General features: G+C 43.4%; 10 protein-coding genes. 5 read left to right on the forward strand and 5 right to left on the reverse strand.

What is annotated here, in order from left to right; translation table 11 throughout:
• Positions 1-102 precede the first annotated feature (102 nt).
• Positions 103-717 (reverse strand): carbonic anhydrase, encoded by a 615-nt coding sequence (locus NI464_RS14770; RefSeq protein ID WP_004646264.1) that lies wholly within the window; start codon positions 715-717, stop codon positions 103-105.
• A 315-nt stretch (positions 718-1,032) separates the two neighbouring features.
• Between NI464_RS14770 and NI464_RS14775 the strand changes: the two genes are divergently transcribed.
• Positions 1,033-2,070: an alpha/beta fold hydrolase gene (locus tag NI464_RS14775; RefSeq protein ID WP_253139320.1), complete on the forward strand. Its 1,038-nt coding sequence runs from the start codon at positions 1,033-1,035 to the stop codon at positions 2,068-2,070.
• Positions 2,071-2,084: 14 nt separating this feature from the next.
• Complete coding sequence (locus tag NI464_RS14780; RefSeq protein ID WP_253139323.1) at positions 2,085-3,086, forward strand: hypothetical protein; 1,002 nt, start codon at positions 2,085-2,087, stop codon at positions 3,084-3,086.
• A 44-nt stretch (positions 3,087-3,130) separates the two neighbouring features.
• Here the strand turns inward: NI464_RS14780 and NI464_RS14785 are convergent, their stop codons facing one another.
• Together NI464_RS14785 and nfuA are read right to left on the reverse strand one after the other, a co-directional pair.
• Positions 3,131-5,194, reverse strand: coding sequence for a TonB-dependent receptor domain-containing protein (locus NI464_RS14785; RefSeq protein ID WP_253139326.1), 2,064 nt, complete (start codon positions 5,192-5,194; stop codon positions 3,131-3,133).
• A gap of 192 nt (positions 5,195-5,386) precedes the next feature.
• Positions 5,387-6,025 carry a Fe-S biogenesis protein NfuA gene (gene nfuA / locus NI464_RS14790; RefSeq protein WP_004279400.1) on the reverse strand — a complete coding sequence of 213 codons (639 nt, stop codon included), beginning with the start codon at positions 6,023-6,025 and terminating at the stop codon, positions 5,387-5,389.
• Between the two features lie 158 nt (positions 6,026-6,183).
• Here nfuA and NI464_RS14795 point away from each other — a divergent pair, with 158 nt between their 5' ends.
• Both NI464_RS14795 and NI464_RS14800 read left to right on the forward strand, forming a co-directional pair.
• Complete coding sequence (locus NI464_RS14795) at positions 6,184-6,801, forward strand: rhomboid family intramembrane serine protease (RefSeq protein ID WP_004646259.1); 618 nt, start codon at positions 6,184-6,186, stop codon at positions 6,799-6,801.
• Positions 6,802-7,020: 219 nt separating this feature from the next.
• The gene (locus NI464_RS14800) at positions 7,021-8,562 is read left to right on the forward strand and encodes a hypothetical protein (RefSeq protein ID WP_253139329.1); all 1,542 of its coding nucleotides are present in this window, start codon (positions 7,021-7,023) and stop codon (positions 8,560-8,562) included.
• A 429-nt stretch (positions 8,563-8,991) separates the two neighbouring features.
• Here the strand turns inward: NI464_RS14800 and NI464_RS14805 are convergent, their stop codons facing one another.
• The gene (locus NI464_RS14805; RefSeq protein ID WP_253139332.1) at positions 8,992-10,611 is read right to left on the reverse strand and encodes an inorganic phosphate transporter; all 1,620 of its coding nucleotides are present in this window, start codon (positions 10,609-10,611) and stop codon (positions 8,992-8,994) included.
• A gap of 535 nt (positions 10,612-11,146) precedes the next feature.
• Here NI464_RS14805 and metH point away from each other — a divergent pair.
• A complete protein-coding gene (metH, locus tag NI464_RS14810; RefSeq protein WP_253139335.1) occupies positions 11,147-14,833 on the forward strand; it encodes a methionine synthase in 3,687 nt (1,228 codons plus the stop codon).
• Positions 14,834-14,864: 31 nt separating this feature from the next.
• On the opposite strand, the gene NI464_RS14815 is transcribed toward metH, so the two are convergent.
• Positions 14,865-15,188 (reverse strand): hypothetical protein, encoded by a 324-nt coding sequence (locus NI464_RS14815; protein ID WP_253139338.1) that lies wholly within the window; start codon positions 15,186-15,188, stop codon positions 14,865-14,867.
• Positions 15,189-15,283 lie beyond the last annotated feature (95 nt).

Below are 15,283 nucleotides of genomic sequence, written 5' to 3' on the forward strand. Positions count from 1 at the left end.
TACGAGGCATAGCGAATAGTAAAATTGGGTTTGGCGATTTGATTTTACTACTTCGCTATTTTTTTAAGCTAAAAGTGTCAACACACCCTAGATGAATCGTGATTAAAAATCGAAGAATGTCACTTCACCAGTTTCCAGTGAATATTCAGCACCCACGACTTTTAGTTTTCCTTGTCCAATCAGGTTTTCCAGAACGGCTGAACCGTGACGCAACTGATTCACCGAAGCAAATACGTTGGAACGTACTGCATGCTTGGACAATTTTGCCAAGTCATTTTTCAGTTCAGTTTGCATTAAAGTTTCAACTGAAGGACGTACGCGGTTCACAATCGACATCAGGTTTGCCGATGGCGGGCAATCTGGACACATCAAGGTATCAATAGTCGCTTTAATCGCACCACAGTGACTGTGACCTAACACCACCACAATCGCGCAATCATAACGTGCCGCGGCAAATTCAACACTGCCGACCTGTGAGGGTGCAACAATATTACCTGCAACACGAATCACAAAAAGATCGCCGAGACCCTGATCAAAAACCATTTCGGCTGGAACGCGCGAATCTGAACATCCCAAGACAATCGCAAACGGATTCTGATCCTCTGCCATTTCTGCGCGCTGTTGGTGGCTAAGTTGTTTTGGATGCGTGGTATCGCCACTGACAAAACGTTGGTTACCCTGTCTAAGACGTTCTAAAGCTTCTTGAGCTGTGAGCATTCTTTTCTATCACCGATGGTTTTAGTTGCAATATCTTACTGCCAGTTTTTTTGAATGTCACTTGCAAAAAATCTTAGCTGATTAAATTTTTAGCATTTATCTAATTTCATTTCTGCAGGGAATTTATGCGCAATACATCACATTTTCCAGTCATTTAATGTAATTCAACAAAAAACTAATGGGTGACAAGCGCAAGGATTGATTTAAAATAGGGTGAAGAATAATGTTTTTATTTGAATGAAAATTGCAAATTTATAACATGGAAGTATTTTAATTGAGCAATTTGCTCACTGGGTTTGTTTTGGGGAATGGCCAATGAAGAAAAGAATAAAATTGCGCTCGAAAATGATTTGTTCAGCCGTGGTTGCCTTAAGCATGGCATTACCGGGCCTGACACAGGCTCAAATACTGTTTAGCCAGAAAAATGAAACATCTGCCAAAGTCTTGCAGCAGCATCTGTTAGAAGAACGCAGCCTTGCTGGACTCAAATCCAAAACCCTCAAAATTGGCGAGGTCACCTGGAGCTATAGCGAAGGCGGTGCCAAGAACAAACCATCCATTCTACTGATTCATGGTCTGGCAGGCACGCGCGACAACTGGAACCGGGTCGCCCAGTTTCTGACGCCCTATTATCATGTCATTATTCCGGATCTGCCAAGCAACGGCGACACCAAAGTTCCGGACAATTTTGATGTTTCTGTGCCCAATGTGACCTCTCAGCTGCGTCTATTTATTGAAACCTTAAATGTGGACGAGAATTTACATATTGCTGGACATTCCTTAGGCGGCTCGATTGCCACAGTCTATGCCTCGCAATACCCTTTCGATACGCAAAGCCTGTTTCTGATCAATAGTGCGGGCCTGTATAAAATGGGGAATACGCCCTATACCAAAGATCCTCAAGCCTTAAAAGATCTGATCGTCAGCAAGCCCGGTGATCTGCAGGATGTTTCCAAACAGCTGATGCAGAACCCGCCAGTGATCCCTTATCAGCTGCGACATGCACAGGAAAAACTGCTGATTTCACGCGCTGAACAAACCAATAAATCGATTGATCAGGTGGTGATGCTAAACCGGATTTATACACCGGAAACCTTTGCCCGCCTGACCCGCACGGTAGAAGCACCCACCTTGATTTTATGGGGCAAACAGGATCGGATCATTAATGTCGAAGTAGTCAAAGAACTGCATGCCCTGCTGAAACGTGCAGAAAAACCGGTGATTCTGAATAATGTCGGGCATATGCCGCTTCTGGAAGCAGAAAAACAGGTTGCACAACATTATTTGCCTTTTCTGGCCAAGACACAGACCCTAAAAAACCCGCTTGCTGATAAACTCATTCCTTTAAATTAAGTTTCAGAGATGCTATGCAGAAACACCCGATGATTGAGCAGTTGATCGATGCTCAACTTGATTTTCTCGATCAGGCATTTTCTCAATCTGAAACGATTCAAAGCGAATTTCATGCATTTTATTTGTGGCTGCGCAAACAGACGCTAAAAGAGCTGTGGAGCTGCGAACTGATCAATCAGCTTTTGCAAAAACAGATTCTCGGTACTGCTGCCAGCAGTTTTCTGATCGAACAGATTGCTGAGCATATCCGTTTTGCATTGGTGCATCCGGCTAATGATACCACCACGATTGCCGATCTGATTCCAGTCCTGACCATAGACAAGATTGCCCAGTATGTGGCAAGTAAAAGTGGCCATCGTCAGCGCCTGATTAAAACGGTGGTAAATAATCCGGCTTTTTCCGCCATGATTACCCAATTGATCCAGCATTCCATTCAGGATTATCTGGATAATTCTGTGATTGCCAAAAGCGTGCCCGGGGTTTCCCGTTTTATGAAAATGGGCAAATCCGTTTTGGAAAATGTCACCGATACCAACCTCGATAGCACCATTGCGCGTTATCTGCAAAAAAACATTTTGAAGCTCAGCCAGATGAGTGAGCATGTTCTGAATCAGCATTTTGACGATGAGAAACTCTATCATTTTCAGGCTAATCTTTGGCATAAAATCAAGGACATGCCAGTATTGGTCTTGAAGAATTATATTGAGCTGCAGGACCTGAATCAGACGGTCGGCTTAGGTCATGACATCTGGGATCACATACGCCAGACGGACTATCTGCAGCAGCAAGTGCATGACGGAATTCATACCTGGTATGTCCGCAATCAGGAACATACTTTTGATCAGTTATTACGTGATCTGAATATTGATGAAGCGCTAATTCAGAATGAATTGCAGCAACTGCTCAGTCCGGTAATCCAGCAGATGGTTTCCCAAGGTCACTTACGTGAACGCGCGCGCAAATATCTGGAACAATTTTATTATCATGCAGATACTTTGAAAATTCTTAAGATTTAAATAAAAAAGCCGCTATAAAGCGGCTTTTTTATATTGTCATTTGCTTAGAATTTTGCATTCAGACTGATACCGTAACGACGACCATCCAATAGTTGATCACCATCAATATCTTCAGCTTTTTCATCCAGTAGGTTATAGACACCAAATTTACCTGTTAGATTCGGACTGAATTTATAGTTAAAGCCGACATCTACAAATTGGTAACCTGGATTTGGCTGAGCCATAGAGGTACGGCTCAAGTAAGCAGAGGTTTCAGAACGATGGTGCAAGCGGCTCCATACATTGAGTGCCTCATTTAGCTCATAATCCACACCAATATTAAACATGTGTTCCGGCATCTGGTTCAGTGGCTGGCCTTTAAAAGCACCTGACTTAAACTCTGAATCAGTATAAGTATAGTTTGCAGTCAATGTCGTGTAATCATTCAGACTGGCTTCTACCGTTGCTTCTATACCACGAATTTCTGCTTCATCTACATTAATCCGTTCACTAATAAAGTAGAATGGAATATCCCCTTCGAAACATTTCCAATTCTGCCAGTTATTACGGTTTGTTGTGGTGCCATCCGTATCGGTTTCGCAGGCACGAACTTCCGTAATCCGGTCTTCATATTTAGTGATAAAGCCAGTCAGCGATGTATTGATATAATCATTTTTCCAGTTGAAACCTAATTCAGTCGATACACTTGATTCAGGTTTCAAGTCCGGATTGGCACGAATAATGCCACGGCCTGTTGCTAAGGGTGAACCACCGCCACCCGTGACGCTATAGAAACCTTCTGTGACTGCACGAATATCAGGCTGTTTATAACCTGTAGCCACACCACCTTTTACTACAAAGTTATCATTTACCGCGTACACCCCATACAGTCGTGGCGATAAATGGCCACTATAGTTTTCATCATGATCATAACGTAAGCCGGCGGTTAAGTCGAAACGATCCGTAATACTCCAGGTGTCTTCAAGGAAAGCGGCAGCAGACCAACGTGTTAATTCACTAAATTCAGGTGCATTAGGATTCCGGTTAGTCGCTTTATCGACCAGTTTTTCATCTTTAAGATATCCCCCGAATGACAGCGTATGATCACCTAAGGCTAAGTTCCATTGACTGTTCGCTGTCCAAGTATCCAGGGTAATCCCTTTGGTGCCGAGTTCCGTATTGCCACGATCTGGATTTTTTGAATTTTCATATTGAATATAAGATGAACTGTCTAAGTTATCGCTATAACGGCCATTATGGGTTAAGGAATAAACATTACGATAATTACGCGAGAATGAATCTGCAGCACCTTGAGCAGGTGCTACCGTTTCCCCTACAGACGTAGTTGATTCCTGCTGCACGAAATTAGCTTCAACTTGTACATCATGATCATCATTAATGGCATAAGTCAGGCGTGAATTTAAGCTTTCACGTTCCGTGCCACGAAAACCGCCAACATAACGGTCTTCATTACGTTCCTGCTTATTGACTGCCAGTTGCAAACCAAGCTTATCTGCAATTAAAGAACCAGCAAGATATGCAGAAGCATTTTTAATATCACCTGAACGGCTACTGTCCTGAATCGTGGTTCCCAATTCAACATTGCCAGACCATTCATCCGACACTTTTTTGGTAATAATATTCACTACACCGCCCATGGCATCTGTACCATAAAGTGTAGAAGCTGGACCACGGATCACTTCAATACGTTCAATTGCTGAAATAGGTGGCAGAATATTTTTCTCAAAACCTCCATCGTCTCCATTCGGATTGACATCCTTGCCGTACTGACGCTTACCATCGACCAGAAACAAAGTATAGTTTGAACTCATACCACGAATACTGATGGTCTGTGCAGAACCTGCACCTGAAACCACTACCCCGGGCGTATTACGCAGTACATCAGTAATGTCGTTATATTCACGTTTATCTAATTCTTCACGATCAATCACGGTAATGGAAGCTGGTGCTTTAGCCAAATCTTGCTCATAACCTGTTGCGGTCACCACAATCGTTTGCAATTTAGTCGCTTCCGCCTGTGGAACAACAGCTTCTACTGCAGATGTATTTCCCGCCATAGCTGTAAATACAGCAAATGCCAAAGTTGTTTTTAAGAATGGGTTATTCATACCTTGCGCGCCCCAATATTTATGAAGAGATCATGTTTATTCGGTTGCGAAGTGTAACAGCTTTTCAATTGAATGCAATTAATATTGATAATTATTATCATTAACATTCACTTGTTTTTAATCCAGAAATAAAAAAACCTCGAAATTTCGAGGTTTTTAAAATGCGATAAATAAACTGTTATATAGAACAGCTTATTTCATATACGCACCTTCAGACTGACTATGATCCGTTTCATCAACGACATGCATTAACTCTGGTACATGTTGTTTTAATGTGGTTTCAACACCTTGTTTCAAAGTGATATCAATCGCTGAACAGCCCTGGCAACCACCACCAAATTTAAGTACAGCGGTTAAACCTTTTTCAGGGTCTTCTTTAACTTCAACCAGTGCACAGTTACCGCCATGGCCTGCCAGACCCGGGTTAATTTCAGACTGCAAGACATAGGTAATGCGCTCTTCTACTGATGCATCTGGCCCCACGCGTGGCACTTTAGAGTTCGGCGCACGGAAAGTCAACTGACCACCAAAACGGTCTTTGTTGTAGTCAATCACGGCATCGAGTAAATACGGAATAGATGGCGAGTCGATAAAAGCAGGGAAATCAGGATATTCCTGCTTATAATCTGTCGGTACAACTTCATCAGGTGCACTATAGGCCATGCAACATTCAGCGCGAGGAGTACCCGGATGCTCTACAAAAACACGCACACCAATACCCGGGGTGTTCTGTTTATCCAGTAGATCCTTTAAATACTCTTGTGCTGTTGGTGTAATCAATAAGTTGGGAATTTCACCAACAACTGGAGTGCTGCTGTTCTCAGTCGACATAACAATAATTTCCTCAAGCTCAAGCGGCCATTTTAACTGAAGATGCGGGGTAATTTTTAAAAATCAACTAAAATTGTCGGATTTATTATAAAAGTACAACTTTAGCTTAATTTTAATGGCATGATAATTGGCAAATAGGCACCCTTAGAATCATTTATATGCTTGATTTACCTTTTAATCATACCGTGACCATTATTCTGATCACCTGTATTGTGTCATTTATTGCTTTCTCCAAAGAGACGGTGATGAATCGCCTGATTTTCTGGCCACCGGCACTGCAACGTGGACAATATGACCGCTTTATTACGCATGGCTTTATCCATGCGGATGGTGCACATCTGCTGTTCAACATGATTACCCTGTTCTTCTTCGGCAGCGTGATTGAAAGCTTTTATCGTCAATATCTGTATGACCTGGGTTTTATCCTGTTTTACCTCGGTGGTCTGATCGCAGCGATTCTGCCAAGTTACCTGAAGCATAAAAATGATGCGCGCTGGGCCAGTCTAGGTGCTTCCGGTGCAGTGTCAGCTGTGCTGTTTGCCTATATTCTGTTTGAACCTTGGAAATTAATTTTTGTGTTCTTCATTCCGGTTCCTGCCATTATTTTTGCTGTGCTGTATGTAGCCTATAGCATTTGGTCAGGCAAAAAAGGCAATAGCAACATTAATCATAGCGCGCATTTATGGGGAGCGGCTTACGGGGTGGTCATGACGATTATTCTGGAGCCACGCCTGATTCCGCATTTCCTGAATAAACTGATGCAGGTTCCGTTTTAATCAGGTTTTTTAAATATTGAAGGAATAAAGCTACATATGAGTTAAGCCTCATATTTCTGCTGAAAATGGATAAGAGAGCTACTGCTCTCTTATTCGTTTGAAACATCTCGTAATATATTAGAAAGTGATGATGTCACTTAATGCCAATCTTGGACTGAATTTTGCAGCGATAATATATACATCTGTATATTAATTACTGTCATTCTCGAGATATTTTGCATGTCCACTACACCAGACGGTCTTCAATTTCCTCTTCAGTCTCAGCAACAAAAACCAAGTAGCTCCAAAGCAGGTCGTGCGATCATCGCAGCAGCCTTAGCCAATGTAAATCCACACAGTTCTCAACAGGCACAATCAGAAAAAAACTGGCGCAAACACTACACAGTACATTTTAAGCAACTGGTCGAACAGGGACTGAGTTCCCCTGAAGCCAGCTTGAAAATTGCCGAAGATGGATTGGCAAAGGCCCATCAGACTTTTGAATTTTATCGTGATGGTCAAAAGTATGTATTGCAAGATGCCTTAACTCTGCCCGCTGAACAACTACAGACATTCAAACTCACAGGTAGCAGTAAAGCTGTACCAGAATGGTATGTGCCTTACCACGGTCAAAAGCTGCAAGGTGATGCCTTATTGGAGCAGATTGAGCGCTGGGAAAGCCAAGGCATCGTGGAAACCAGTCATGCCAATGCCCTGCGTGAATGTGTGGTACATCCTGAATGGTTTGACTTGTCAGATCGGACGGCGGTGCTGTTTGGTGCAGCATCTGAAGCCGGTCCTCTGACCTGGCTGGCGAAATGGAAAGCCAATATTGTAGCGATTGATCTGCCGAATACCCGTGTATGGGGCAAGATTGTTGATACCATCAACCAAGGCAATGCCACGCTGTATGCGCCATGTACTGAAGACCTGCCTGCTGATACTTCACTTGATATTTTAAAAGAAAAACTGGGGGCGAATTTGCTGACCCAGATTCCTGAAATTGCCAAATGGTTATTACAGTTCGAGCAGGATCTGGATCTGGCTGCAATTGCCTATCTGGATGGTGAAAAGCATGTTCGGGTCTCCATGGCGATGGATGCCATCATGCAGCATGTCAGCCAGCAAAAAGCTAATACCAGCCTGATGTACATGTGTACGCCGACCGATGTTTATGCGGTTCCGAGTGAAGTGATTGAAGCGTCAAAAGTAAAATATACTGAACGCTCCAAGGCACAGGCAATCATCTCCAAAGGTGTTTCCACTTTAAGCCGCAAACATTTTTTCCAGAAAAATGCGCATGAACTGATTCAGTCTGGTGATCAGGCATATGGCATTTGTGACTGTCTAGTAGTTGAACAAGGCCCGAACTATGCGCTGGCAAAACGTATCCAGCAATGGCGTGCCACCTTGGCTCGCGCTCAAGGCCAACGGGTCAGTATCAATATTGCGCCTTCGACGACCACCTATTCCGTGACCAAGAATCCGCTATTAAAAGCCGCATTTAACGGTGCCAGCCTGTTTGATGTTGAAGCTTTCGCGCCTGAAACCACCAATGCGATTATGGCGGCACTATGGATTCATGATCTGCGTAATCCGGAATCGGTGGCCAATCCTGAAGTGAAGCTGAACCATCCGCTTGAATTAATGATGCATGGCGCGAATCATGGTGGTTTGTGGCGAGTGGCCTATCTGGCACGTACCGCACTACCTTTTGCTGCACTATATGGTTTTGCGACAGAGAAGTTGCCAAAAGGATTATTGAGTAAGTTGAAGAAGTAATTTTTTTATTATCTTTATCCAATTTTTCCATAAGAAAGGTAATCGTTATTTTTAAAGTTCTCCCCTCGTTGCGTAGCAGTGCTGCTCATCCCTAAAGCAGAGAGAACTTTAATTGAAAATGGGCGTTCCCTCTCCTTCTAGGAGAGGGTTAGGGAGAGGTTAATTTAGGCTTTCAATCATTCAAATTCTTATGAATGTGCTTTGGGCAGATTTAAGTTGATCTATTTTATAGCTTCTTTTTTTCTTTACTTTTGAAAGATCAAAAGTAACAAAAATCTTTTGTTAAGCTGATGATATGTCCCTATATCACAGCCTAACGGCGACATCCCTGTCGCCTTAATCGTAATTTAGATTCCTCTTTTACATCCTTAATTTTTCTTCCATCCATAAAAAAACGCTGCCAAAGCAGCGTTTTTACCTTAAAAAGCCCTAGAAGACTTTAAGAAGCAACCAGTACAAACCGCCTGACAGACAGATCGTTGCTGGCAAGGTAAAGACCCAGGCAGACAGAATGGTTTTCACCATCTGGAAGTTCAGACCTGACTTGTTCGCCACCATGGTACCTGCTACTGCAGAGTTCAATACATGGGTAGTGGATACCGGCATACCGAAGCCATCCGCTGCAGCAATCGTCGACATCGCAACCAGTTCGGCAGACATACCCTGACCATAAGTCATATGCTGTTTACCAATACGCTCACCAACCGTCACGACAATACGCTTCCAGCCGACCATCGTACCCAGACCAAGTGCCAAGGCTGTCGCCACTTTCACCCAGGTCGGGATGTATTGCAGGAATGAATCCAGATTGTCACGGTATTCATCTACTGTTTTTTCCTGTGCAGCACTCATTGTTGGTAAAGCTTCTGCTTTATCCAGACGTTTAAATGCTGTGGTGCTCAGGTACATGTCGTTGCGAAATTCAGACACTTGAGCTTCAGGAACATCCTTAATACTGGTATAGCTACCAACTTTTTCACCCAGATGATCCGTCAAACTTGCCAAGGCAGGCACGACTTCAGGGGTAATTTCCTTGGTCTGAATGTATTTGGTGATCACATCACGGGCTTGTTCATCCGGAATGTCCTGATGATTTGGATAGATCACATCCGCTGTTTGTGCAGATAACTGACCAAAAGACTGAATATGTTGTGCATCCAGATTCTTGTTCAGCGAGTACGCTAAAGGTACACAGCCGATCAGGATCAGCATGATCAGGCCCATACCTTTTTGACCGTCATTTGAACCATGGGCAAAGCTCACCCCAGTACAGGTAAAGATCAGCATGGCACGAATCAATGGTGGCGGTGGCTTGTTACCTTCAGGTGGCTGGAACAATTCCAGTTGACGCTTGAAGATTTTTTTCACCAGCAGGAACACAATCGCAGCAAATGCAAAACCGATTAAAGGCGAGAATAACAGCGCCTTACCGACTTTCATCACCTGCTCCATGTCTATACCTGAAGCGCCAGTACCGGCATTCAGAATATAGTTCATGATGCCCACACCCAGAATCGAACCGATCAGGGTATGTGAACTGGATGCCGGAATACCGAGGAACCAGGTTCCCAGATTCCAGAGAATTGCCGCGATCAGCATGGCAAAGACCATGGCAAAGCCTGCTCCGGAGCCGACATTCATGATCAGCTCGACCGGCAATAACGCAATAATGCCGTAAGCGACCGCACCACTGGCCACCATAACTCCAAGGAAGTTACAGAAGCCGGCCCACATCACTGCGACGGGAGCAGAAAGTGCGTTGGTATAAATGACCGTGGCAACTGCATTGGCGGTATCGTGGAAGCCATTGACGAACTCAAAGCTCAACGCAATAAAAAGTGCCGTCGCTAACAAAATAACTGAATACAAGCCTAAGGCCGGTACATGCGCTAAATCTGCAGACAACTGGAAGCCGATATAAATCAGCGTAGTGATAATAAGAGTCAGGAACACCGGCATAAAAAATTTCGGTGTTGGCACATGAACATTGGTCGACTTTTGGGAAGCCGACCCGTGTGCTGAATCTACGGGAGTTTGATTAGGATTCATGCAAGCAGGAATAGAGGATTCAAGAATCCCCATATTGTTCAGTTAAATTGTGACAATTATATGACAAACTGCTGTCATATGAAGCAATTATTTGGATTTTCTTGCTGCTATTCGTCCTGTTTAATTCCGACTAAAACACTAGATTTTGATTTTATAAATCAATTACTTAAGATAGGATTCCAGCTTATTTAAGCTTAGCAACCGCACATATTTTGCTACCAAAACGATTCATGCCCTACCTGTCATCAAGCAGAGCAAAAGTTTCATTTGCACAGCATAAGCCATCAATATGACAATTTCATGAATGAAAGCATCAGCTTAATTTTCTGATCCTGTTTCTTGTCTGTAAGGCATCGAATCAGATTCGAGATTGCATTATTTTCTGATCCGGATGTTAAAACTTGTTGTTTTTCTAGATGACTTATCAAATTTTCATATCATGCTTATCCATCATTCTGAGCAATCTCAGCAGAAATCAGCCAACTAATCTGCTAAGATTAGCGTCGTTTTTTTGATTTCTGCTGAGAAAGTTTGAATGTCTACACTTACCACTTTAAAAGAACTTCTTGCCAAAAGAATTTTAATTATCGATGGTGCGATGGGTACCATGATCCAGCGCCATAAACTGGAAGAAGCCGATTATCGTGGTGAGCGTTTTGCTGACTGGGCCTATGATCTCAAAGGCAATAATGATTTGCTGGTGCTGACTCAACCACAAATCATTCAAGGCATTCATGAAGCTTACTTGGAAGCTGGCGCCGACATTATTGAAACCAACACCTTTAACGGTACCCGCGTTTCAATGTCGGATTACCACATGGAAGATCTGGTTTCCGAGATTAACCGTGAAGCAGCACGTCTGGCCAAAGAAGCCTGTGCCAAATATTCAACGCCTGAAAAACCACGCTTTGTGGCAGGTGTGATTGGTCCGACATCGCGTACCACTTCTATTTCTCCAAACGTAAATGATCCGGCATTCCGTAACATCACTTTTGATGCGCTCAAAGTTGACTATATTGAATCAACCAAAGCCTTGATCGAAGGTGGTGCAGACATCATCCTGATCGAAACTGTGTTCGATACCTTGAATGCCAAAGCTGCCATCTTTGCGGTGAAAGAAGTCTTTAAAGAATTGGGCTATGAACTGCCAATCATGATTTCAGGTACGATCACGGATGCATCAGGTCGTACATTGACTGGTCAAACCGCTGAAGCCTTCTGGAACTCGATGCGCCATGCAGAGCCGTTATCTATCGGCTTTAACTGTGCGCTTGGTGCAGATGCGATGCGCCCACACGTGAAAACCGTTTCTGACGTTGCCGATACCTTTGTTTCAGCGCATCCAAACGCTGGTTTGCCAAATGCCTTTGGTGGTTATGATGAAACGCCGGAAGAAACTGCAGCATTTATTAAAGAATTTGCTGAAAGTGGCTTAATTAATATTACCGGTGGTTGCTGTGGCACTACGCCGGATCATATCCGCGCGATTGCAAATGCTGTTGCAGGCATTACCCCTCGCCAAATTCCTGAAATTGAACCGGCTTGTCGTTTAAGTGGTTTAGAGCCATTTAACATCACCAAAGATTCACTGTTTGTGAACGTCGGTGAACGTACCAACGTCACCGGTTCGAAAAAATTCCTGCGTCTGATTCGTGAAGAAAACTTCGCCGAAGCACTTGATGTTGCCCGTCAACAGGTTGAAGCCGGTGCGCAGATCATCGACATCAACATGGATGAAGGCATGCTCGATTCGCAAGGTGCGATGGTGCATTTCCTGAATCTGATTGCTTCTGAGCCAGATATTTCACGTGTGCCCATCATGCTGGATTCTTCTAAATGGGAGATTATTGAAGCGGGCCTGAAATGTGTGCAAGGTAAAGCTGTGGTGAACTCGATTTCCCTGAAAGAAGGTCATGACGAGTTTGTCGAACGTGCCCGCCTCTGCCGTCAATATGGTGCTGCGGTGATCGTGATGGCATTTGATGAAGATGGTCAGGCCGATACAGCTGCGCGCAAAAAAGAAATCTGCAAACGTTCATATGATGTTCTTGTGAATGAAGTGGGCTTCCCCTCTGAAGATATTATCTTTGACCCGAACGTCTTTGCGATTGCGACCGGTATTGAAGAACACAACAACTATGGCGTGGACTTTATTGAAGCGACTGGCTGGATTAAACAGAACCTGCCAAATGCGATGATTTCTGGTGGTGTGTCGAACGTATCGTTCTCGTTCCGTGGTAACGAACCGGTGCGTGAAGCGATTCACTCAGTGTTCCTGTACCATGCCATTCAGCAAGGCATGACCATGGGTATTGTGAATGCCGGTCAGATGGCGATTTACGATGACATCGATAAAGAACTGAAAGAAGCGGTTGAAGATGTTGTTCTAAACCAAAACCAGGGTGAAAGCGGTCAGGAAGCAACCGAAAAACTGCTTGCTGTTGCTGAAAAATACCGTGGTCAAAGTGGTCAGCAAAAAGCCGAAGAAAATCTGGAATGGCGTAATGAGTCTGTTGAAAAACGTCTTGAATATGCATTGGTAAAAGGCATCACGACTTATATCGACCAGGATACTGAAGAAGCACGTTTAAACTCTACACGCCCACTGGATGTGATTGAAGGTCCATTGATGGCCGGTATGAACGTGGTCGGCGATCTGTTCGGTGCCGGTAAAATGTTCTTACCACAAGTGGTGAAATCTGCACGTGTGATGAAACAGGCCGTGGCGTGGTTGAACCCGTTCATTGAAGCTGAGAAAACCCAAGCCGAAGCAAAAGGTAAAATCCTGCTGGCTACGGTGAAAGGCGACGTACACGACATCGGTAAAAACATCGTTGGCGTAGTATTAGGCTGTAATGGTTATGACATCGTGGATCTGGGCGTGATGGTGCCATGTGAGAAAATTCTACAAACTGCGATTGATGAAAAAGTCGATATCATCGGTTTGTCTGGTCTGATCACGCCGTCTCTGGATGAAATGGTCTTTGTTGCCAAAGAAATGCAGCGCAAAGGCTTTAACATTCCGTTAATGATTGGTGGTGCGACGACTTCTAAAGCGCATACCGCAGTGAAAATCTCCCCGCAATATCATAATGATGGCGTGCTTTATACCGCGGATGCTTCACGTGCCGTGGGTGTAGCAACACAATTGCTTTCTCCTGAAATGAAACCAAAACTTTTGGCTGACTATGCAGCGGATTATGAAAAAATTCGTACTCGTCTTGCCAACAAGCAACCGAAAGCGGCGAAATTGTCTTATCAAGAGTCAGTCGAAAACGGCTTCAAGATCGATTTCGACAAGAATGCACCGGTTAAACCAAACTTCATTGGATCTGAAACTTTCACAAATTATCCGCTTGAAGCTTTGGTGGAATATTTTGACTGGACACCGTTCTTTATTTCATGGAGCCTGGCGGGTAAATTCCCGAAAATCCTTGAAGATGAAGTGGTGGGTGAAGCAGCGCGTGACTTGTATGAACAAGCTCAAGCCATGCTGAAAGACATCATCGAGAATAAACGTTTCGATGCGCGTGCGACGTTTAGTATTTATCCTGCAAACCGTGTAGCAGCAGATACAGTTGCTGTTGTGGATGAAACAGGCAATGTAACTCACAGTTTCGAACACTTACGTCAGCAGTCTGACAAAGTCACAGGTAAAGCCAATTACTCTTTAGCTGACTTTATTGCACCAAAAGATGTAGCTCAGGATTACTTGGGCGGCTTTACAGTTTCGATCTTTGGTGCGGAAGAACTTTCGCAAGAATACAAAGCCAAAGGCGATGACTATAACGCGATTATGGTTCAGGCCTTGGGTGACCGTTTTGCTGAAGCTTTTGCTGAGCACTTGCATCAACGTATTCGTAAAGAGTTCTGGGGCTACCAGGCAGATGAACAATTAACCAATGATGAATTGATTAAAGAGAAGTATGTGGGTATTCGCCCTGCACCGGGCTACCCTGCTTGTCCGGAGCATTCTGAAAAAGCGCCATTATTTGACTGGTTAGGTACAACCGACAAGATTGGTACGTACTTAACAACAAGTTTTGCGATGTGGCCACCTTCATCAGTCAGCGGTTTCTATTATGCGAACCCTGAAACTGAATACTTTAACGTGGGTAAAATCTCTGGCGATCAGTTAGAAGATTATGCGAAGCGTAAAGGTTGGACCTTGGATGAAGCGAAACGTTGGTTAGCACCCAATTTGGATGATTCTGTGGTTTAAGAATCTTCTAGTTTTGAAATAAAAAATCCCCTCAACTGAGGGGATTTTTTTGTTTACTATAAATAAAATCTTTTTTCTCTGATCTAAATGGATTGTCAGTAACTCTAACTTTTGGAAGCCTTCCATTCAGTTTTGCAATTTCTTTAATTAAATACGTGTAGTTTAATTTACATTTTTCGCCTATATATATATTAGATAAATATTTATTGGCATCAAGTTTATAATCTATATAACTTTTATTATTACACATATCAAAGACTACTTCAGAGTTTTCAATATTTTCAATTCTCATCATCCTACATTCTTGTTCTTCTTGAAATGCAAAATGCTTAATTAAAAATCTTAAAGGATTCACAAGATTATTAGACCTCTTTCATAAATCATTTTTTACTCAGCTCCAAGTTATAAATTCCAGCAATTAGATTGAATCTCAAACCGAGTCTTTTAGCT

This window comes from Acinetobacter lwoffii (assembly GCF_024129685.1).
In the GTDB taxonomy this organism is placed as follows: Bacteria; Pseudomonadota; Gammaproteobacteria; order Pseudomonadales; family Moraxellaceae; genus Acinetobacter; species Acinetobacter lwoffii_X.

What these genes read in the sequence shown, in the direction of transcription:
- NI464_RS14770 (WP_004646264.1), bottom strand. Translation starts at nt 717, where the DNA reads ATGCTCACAGCTCAAGAAGCTTTAGAACGTCTTAGACAGGGTAACCAA.
- NI464_RS14775 (WP_253139320.1), top strand. Translation starts at nt 1,033, where the DNA reads ATGAAGAAAAGAATAAAATTGCGCTCGAAAATGATTTGTTCAGCCGTG.
- NI464_RS14780 (WP_253139323.1), top strand. Translation starts at nt 2,085, where the DNA reads ATGCAGAAACACCCGATGATTGAGCAGTTGATCGATGCTCAACTTGAT.
- NI464_RS14785 (WP_253139326.1), bottom strand. Translation starts at nt 5,194, where the DNA reads ATGAATAACCCATTCTTAAAAACAACTTTGGCATTTGCTGTATTTACA.
- nfuA (WP_004279400.1), bottom strand. Translation starts at nt 6,025, where the DNA reads ATGTCGACTGAGAACAGCAGCACTCCAGTTGTTGGTGAAATTCCCAAC.
- NI464_RS14795 (WP_004646259.1), top strand. Translation starts at nt 6,184, where the DNA reads ATGCTTGATTTACCTTTTAATCATACCGTGACCATTATTCTGATCACC.
- NI464_RS14800 (WP_253139329.1), top strand. Translation starts at nt 7,021, where the DNA reads ATGTCCACTACACCAGACGGTCTTCAATTTCCTCTTCAGTCTCAGCAA.
- NI464_RS14805 (WP_253139332.1), bottom strand. Translation starts at nt 10,611, where the DNA reads ATGAATCCTAATCAAACTCCCGTAGATTCAGCACACGGGTCGGCTTCC.
- metH (WP_253139335.1), top strand. Translation starts at nt 11,147, where the DNA reads ATGTCTACACTTACCACTTTAAAAGAACTTCTTGCCAAAAGAATTTTA.